The sequence below is a fragment of the Pseudomonas sp. GG8 genome (genome assembly GCF_052976945.1).
In genome coordinates this window covers 1-6,206 of the sequence record NZ_JBRIIP010000017.1, presented here as the reverse complement: position 1 = coordinate 6,206, position 6,206 = coordinate 1, and the positions used below count along the sequence as shown (strand labels likewise).

The window sequence follows — 6,206 nt, the reverse complement described above, 5'->3', positions numbered from 1 at the left end:
GCCATGTTTCTCGACTAGCGTTAGCTCAGCAATGAACAAAGACTTCGGCACCTGATATCACCATCAACCGTCAGATCCAGGTCTTCCAGAACGGTCAAATGTATCGTAGATCGACACTACCACCTGGCGCCTATAGACACCAAAATTCCGGCGGATGCGGAGCAGCGATCGATGACAGCAGCCAACAACGACGCCGGCGTTGATCTACTGAACCAAGGAAAAATGTGGGACCTCGCCACCGTCATCGCCTCCATTCGAAGGGCGCCAGATCCATCCAGGTACCAATGGCATCGTCATCAACCTGAGATTGAAAGCACGGCACCGTTCACCGCTACATACAAACCGATTCGACACACTGACCCAGAGAACACAGCTGGGTGCCGCTCGACGACATTGTCGATGATCGACACACGCTCGTGAAAAGACCAATCAAGGTTTTGAAAATATGATATAACAACCTGTAGAGGACACATACCTACCGCCGCAGAGTTCAGATTACTGAATATGAGGATCCCAAGTACAGCGATTCTGGCTCAGACAGCCGACTGGAGGTTTGCTGAGCACTGTAGATCACACGCTTGACTACATGACCTCATCAACGAGAAGGATCAGCTCGCGACGTTCTATAACGCCCTTACTACCCCATCCCCATGATACTAACACTGAGATCAACACCTATCAATCATCCAATCGAGTTATCAAGTTGGCCAAATGTGAGCAGAACACGAAGCATTTTTTTCAGGTTCAAGGGCCCGAAAGTGGCTGATCATTTCAGATCTGTTCTAGGTTTAGAGAAACAGCAGTGGCAGGCGTCTACTCGACAAATTTTTCTAGCACCTCTCGACTGAAGGCCTATGCATACTTACACTGTAACCACACACTAATCGAATCTACGCACAAAAAGCAGATGCCTACGAAAACCGTCCATCTGCTTGGGCCTTACCGTCACCCAGGCACCACCAACCGATTCGGCCGACTACTTGCGTTCGCGTCTGCGTCACAGGCGCATCGGTCGCCAACGATCGCACCACTTGGATGAACCCAGAGACCCTGCAAGGTCTCCCCATCACTGCGTTGTTGAGTCGACGCCTCGATCAGCGCTTCCAGACGATGCGACCGGCGCCGCTGCTGATCCGGTCTACGATGATTTCGACATAGCGCTCACTTCACAGCGAAATCGAATACAGTACCACCGAGCGTATGGTGCCGATTACTGCTCGAATTGGCGGCGGGAGCAGCCGGCGCGATGGCGTGGGTGCGAATGGACGGATCTAGCCGCCGGAGCGCGCATGATCAGTGCGGCAACGATTGAGAGTGGCCATCTGCGCCCAACAGCAGGCTCATTCGTCGACCAGCCTGGGTTGATCATTGATCGGTCCAGCAGCAACAGGCGCGCTGGCCGGCCCGGTCGACGGCGCGTACATATAATCGTCGGCCTGTGCCGGCCGCACCGTGACCAGTTTCGGCATCGGTTCGTTGTTCGACCCAGGCGAACAGCCTCAGCAACCTCGCGCTGTTCTTCTTCGGTGAGAGCGGGTGTTCCCGATCACCTTATCAAGAACACCATCAACCCAAAACCGAGAGCGCGCCCGCCGCCGAAGCTGCCACCACCGCCACTGAAGCCGCCGCCACCAGGAGCGTGACCTCCCAGAGCCAAACCGCCATCCGGCCCATGAAGCCACCGCCGCCGCCTGTCCTCTGCCCAGGAGCATGTTCATCACGATAGAGGATCGAACAGCGCCCAGGTACCACCATGTTCTGCATGGCGTCGCGGCCATTGTCGGCGGCGGGCTCGGCCAGCGACTCCTCCGGCACCTGGATCATGGCCTGCACGGCCTGGCTGATGCCGCCGGAGAAGGTACCAGCCTTGAACGCCGGGGTGGTTGTCTGGTTGATGATCACGAACTGGGCATGGTCGAGGCGTTCCTCGAGGCCATCGCTCACCTCGATCCGCACTATGATCATCGCGGGCAACAATGACGACGCGCCATCTACTTGCCCTTTTGCCGAGCACCCAGGAGACGGCCGAGTTCGTCGACTCCATGATCCTCGATGCTGGTGCCTTGCCCAGTTCGGCGGCGTCGCCCACCACGGCCTGCTCGCCAGTCACCTGCTCATGGCCTTGAGCATGTTGACAGTTCCACTGTTTGCACATCTATCAGGTGCACATATCGACCACACGCGTCCGGTCATCAGCAGAAACTACAGCGCAGCCAAGTCGCCGTCGCACAAGCCGCCGACATTAAAACCCGCCCAGGACAGCCCGCGGCGCGCATCGGAGTTTTCACTTTCAGGGCTTTTCTAGGAGCCTCGTCGTGGCTCAAAAGTGGGCCGGATTCAGCAGTACACTGTACGTCACAGTGTGCCAAGGACGACCGAGAAGGTTTCAAATTTCGTGTTCTCACGCTCTGGACCCCAACACGATGAAGACACTCACACCACGATACAATTTTGCCGTCCTTTCGACTGCATTCCAGGCGAGGAAGTTTTGATTCGTTCGGTCCAGGTAACGCTTAAAAACTTCACCGTCGGACGACTCAGCGCCGCTGGTGAGCCACCCTGGGGCTCCTTTGAACTCTTTAAGTTTCCAGATCATCAAGGTGCTGGCATCGACCTGAATGACATGGCCTTGGCCGCGCCTACAATGACAGCGGCGTCGGTCTGTTCCTGTTTGGCGTGACCGCGCGCGGTCTCGACTGGTCGGGGTCGGGGTCGGACCAAGCGCTGATACTCGTTCTTCACCTGCGCCCAGCGGCCTTTCACCTGCTCGTCATAGGTCGGAATGTTGTTTAATACCACCCAACCGGCCGATAACGTGCTCAGCAGCATCAGCGCATCATCGACCAACTGAACGAAGGCCCCCGTTGTCTTACATGCTTACCGTTTGAAATACTTTATCCGTCTGACCCGACAACTAGTTTTCCGCCGGACTGCAGACGATCCACTGCATGATCCCCGGTCAGACTCGGTCTAGTCCACGCGATACACTTGAAGACTCCCTGCGCTAAATGCTCTGCGCGACAAAGAGTTCGTGGCAGACCCTTCGCCTGATGACAATGAAGCGCGACCGGCTCAATACCCAACATGGCTTGAGCAGTTGCTCAACGTCAGTTCCTGAAGAGAACGCCTTGAGAATAGTCATGAATAGTTTTGTGTTTGTAGGCCTTCTCGTCGGCCTAGCCAGTCGCTCGGTGATCGCCGAGCCAATGACGCCACCCTAGACAAGAAACGTCTCGTTTCCAACCTGATGAACAATGACCCTCGATGAAAATAGCATACAACTCATAGATCTCAGCCCAAATGCGCGCCGAATCTGCTACGAATTGCTGCGGCGGATAGACGACACATAGACTGATGACCCGTTCCAAACCATCTCCTTTGCAGGAAGCAGCAGTTGCCGAAGAGTTGAGCCTGGAAGAAGTTCCATGTTTTCGCCTACAACATCGTCCACGGCCATCGTCAACCTCCGATCAGCCTGGGTCTTCCGGTCGCTGGTTAGTGGACGCGGTGGCCTCACATGGTGGCTGAGCCCGTGAAGCCACTCGCCGATGGCCTGGACGTGACCTCACACGATGAGTCGATCTCTACACGATCCACTCAGGCCGCAGTTCAGAAGGTTTGGCAAGAACCCCTGCCTACGTATCACACATTGCCAAGGTGATAGTCAACGCTTTCTCGCAGCAGCATGCCCAGATCGCTCGCTGACAGCCTGATCGGCCAGCATCGAACACTTCGCTGCTGCTCGCGCGGTCGAAGGCGGCCGTTGACCGGACACCGTCGACATGAGTCCCCGTGCGCATGTACCAGGACCTGCGCCTGCCGCGCCACGATGGATGCCGCGGTCCAGCAGGGTCATGGTCGCCTCGACTTCGGTCAACGGCGTACCGGCCGCATTCCGATCCTGGTTGATGCAGGACCTGTTGCGCAGATCGGCTTCAGCGTGACCGTCAGCGACCACCAGCGCCATCAAGGAGCTGATCCGCCAGCAGTGTGAGGACAACAACATGAAGCCGCCAAGCTGGCGATCAGGAACAGCATGACCTGAGCATGAATGACTCGGCCTATGGCGAACACTTCCTGCGACCTACCCCTTCAAGGACAGGAAGATCTCCCAGAAGATATTGATGACGCCATGCGCGAATGTCGGGCGCCAAGTACGACATGGGCCTGTTCGCGACCCGTGCCGTTGGTATCGGCGATCCGCTCATCGACCCGGTCGACGCCCATCCCGAAGACCGCCTGCACCCGCGAGGAGCGCGTGAGATGGCACGCGAGGCCATCGTCTGCTGAAAACGATCAACAACATTCCCGCTGGAGGAGCAAGGCCATCGCGGTGATTGGCTCTATGGCGACGGCCAGATGGACGTGCTGGGCAGCTACGTTCCACTGCAGGCGTACAGAACGATAAGATTGACTATTTTGACGGTCTGGCCGATGCGAGTCAGCGACGAGGCCACTCGTTTATGCTCGCGGCGCCGATGTCTCTGACAACCCGAAGTCATTAACTACCTGGACTCATGCGTCACCGAAGTTGAGTCGACCCGGCGCCCAGCCGAAGAAGATGATTGCCAAGGCGGTAAAGATTGCCCACAGGCTGATCTGGTGGTACGCAGTACGTTCGTCGCGGGCATTGTCCACGAATGAGCAAGCCCGCGCTGAGCCTGATCTGCCGGTTCGACGAGCACAACCTGATCAGGCGCTCGAAGCCACCGAAGCCCTGGTGCTGGTCCCTGATGAACAGCCACCCGCTGACTCTGGTCGAGGAACAGAAGACGGCTGACGCGATGCTGGACCTGGTCACCAGCACCCGAAGGCGGTAACACAATAGCTGACGTACTTCAGTCACGACTGCAACCATCGCAATTGCCGATGTCCTTCCCCTCGTTAATCCAGGCAGCTCCGGTTTACTCCGACCCACCCTCCGCACGGCCGTCCTTTAGCGCTCGGTTCGCCGAACTACACGTGAACTCTTCGAAGAAGTGGCTCGCCCGCTCTTTCCCTTTCGTTATGGCTTGAGCTACCGCCCGGTTCGTCTGTCGGACATTCACGTTATCCAATAAACATGTCGAACGCCGCACCAGTTCGTCACCAGCATCGCGGTTGAAAATCTCGGCGAGGGTTCCTCGAAGCAGTCGTGCAACTTATGTCGCGATGTTGCTGCCTCCGTCGGTCGCCGGTGGAAGAACTCGAAGAACTCGGAAGAAGGTCATTCTTCCCAGCCGAAAGAGAGAAGAAAGTCATCAACTTCGTCATCACTGAAGACAACCTTGAACTCTACAACCGCGGCCCTGATACGCTGCTAGAGCCGCAGTTCGACGTCATCGTTCGTTCGTTCTGGAGCGTGAAGCAGAGGCTTCGTTGAGCCAGGGCCATGAGCAAAAAAGCCAGGAGCAAGGAGCCATGGAGCAGCAGCAGCCAGGGCAGGAGCAGCAGCCATGGCCATGAAGGAGCCAGGCAGCAAAAGAAGAAGAAGCCGCGCGGGGCGGGCGGGGCGGGGCGGGGCGGCGGCGGGGCGGGGGCGGCGGCGGCGGCGGCGGCGGCGGGAGGGAGGGAGGGAGGGGGCGGGGGGCGGCGCGGGGAGGGAGGGGGCCAGGGGGAGGGGGAGGGGGAGGGAGGGAGGGGGAGGGGCGGGGCGGGGCCGGGGAGGGGGGGGGGGGGGGGGGGGGGGGGCGGGGCGGGCGGGGCGGGGCGGCGGGCGGGGCGGCGGGAGGGAGGGGCGGGGCGGGGCGGCGGCGGGCGGGCGGGCGGCGGGCGGGCGGGGGCGGGCGGGCGGGCGGCGGGCGGGCGGCGGGGCGGCGGGCGGGGCGGGCGGGGGCGGGGGGGGGCGGCGGGGCGGGCGGGGCGGGCGGGCGGGCGGGGCGGGGCGGGGCGGTGGCGGGGCGGGCGGGGCGGGGCGGGCGGGGCGGGCGGGCGGCGGGGCGGGGCGGGCGGGGCGGGCGGGGCGGGGCGGGGCGGCGCGGGGCGGGCGGGGCGGGCGGGCGGGCGGGCGGGCGGGGCGGGCGGGCGGGCGGCGGGCGGGCGGGCGGGGGGCGGCGGCGGGGCGGCGGCGGCGGCGGCGGCGGCGGCGGGGCGGCGGGGCGGCGGCGGCGGGGCGGGGCGGGCGGGGCGGCGGGGCGGGCGGGCGGGCGGGCGGGGGGGGGGGCGGGCGGGGGGGGGGGGGGGCGGGCGCGCGCGCGCGCGCGCGCGCGCGCGCGCGCGCGCGCGCA

At 61.8% G+C, this 6,206-nt stretch carries 7 protein-coding genes; 3 read left to right on the top strand and 4 right to left on the bottom strand.

The window, feature by feature from the left end:
• Positions 1-1,566 precede the first annotated feature (1,566 nt).
• The 3 genes from ACVBEG_RS27360 to ACVBEG_RS27350 all read right to left on the bottom strand — a co-directional run bounded on the left by ACVBEG_RS27360 (position 1,567) and on the right by ACVBEG_RS27350 (position 4,006).
• On the bottom strand, positions 1,567-1,977 hold the full coding sequence (locus ACVBEG_RS27360; RefSeq protein ID WP_447108575.1) for a TPM domain-containing protein: 411 nt from the start codon (positions 1,975-1,977) through the stop codon (positions 1,567-1,569).
• A 618-nt stretch (positions 1,978-2,595) separates the two neighbouring features.
• Complete coding sequence (locus ACVBEG_RS27355; protein WP_447108574.1) at positions 2,596-2,829, bottom strand: hypothetical protein; 234 nt, start codon at positions 2,827-2,829, stop codon at positions 2,596-2,598.
• Positions 2,830-3,664: 835 nt separating this feature from the next.
• On the bottom strand, positions 3,665-4,006 hold the full coding sequence (locus ACVBEG_RS27350) for a hypothetical protein (protein WP_447108573.1): 342 nt from the start codon (positions 4,004-4,006) through the stop codon (positions 3,665-3,667).
• A gap of 134 nt (positions 4,007-4,140) precedes the next feature.
• Between ACVBEG_RS27350 and ACVBEG_RS27345 the strand changes: the two genes are divergently transcribed.
• The gene (locus ACVBEG_RS27345) at positions 4,141-4,290 is read left to right on the top strand and encodes a hypothetical protein (protein ID WP_447108572.1); all 150 of its coding nucleotides are present in this window, start codon (positions 4,141-4,143) and stop codon (positions 4,288-4,290) included.
• A 225-nt stretch (positions 4,291-4,515) separates the two neighbouring features.
• Here ACVBEG_RS27345 and ACVBEG_RS27340 read toward each other — a convergent pair whose 3' ends face one another.
• Positions 4,516-4,638, bottom strand: a complete 123-nt coding sequence (locus ACVBEG_RS27340; RefSeq protein ID WP_447108571.1) for a hypothetical protein — start codon at positions 4,636-4,638, stop codon at positions 4,516-4,518.
• 2 nt (positions 4,639-4,640) lie between these two features.
• On the opposite strand from ACVBEG_RS27340, the gene ACVBEG_RS27335 reads away from it, so the two are divergent.
• Together ACVBEG_RS27335 and ACVBEG_RS27330 are read left to right on the top strand one after the other, a co-directional pair.
• Positions 4,641-4,820 (top strand): hypothetical protein, encoded by a 180-nt coding sequence (locus tag ACVBEG_RS27335; protein WP_447108570.1) that lies wholly within the window; start codon positions 4,641-4,643, stop codon positions 4,818-4,820.
• A gap of 356 nt (positions 4,821-5,176) precedes the next feature.
• Positions 5,177-5,362, top strand: a complete 186-nt coding sequence (locus tag ACVBEG_RS27330) for a hypothetical protein (protein WP_447108569.1) — start codon at positions 5,177-5,179, stop codon at positions 5,360-5,362.
• Positions 5,363-6,206: the final 844 nt, after the last annotated feature.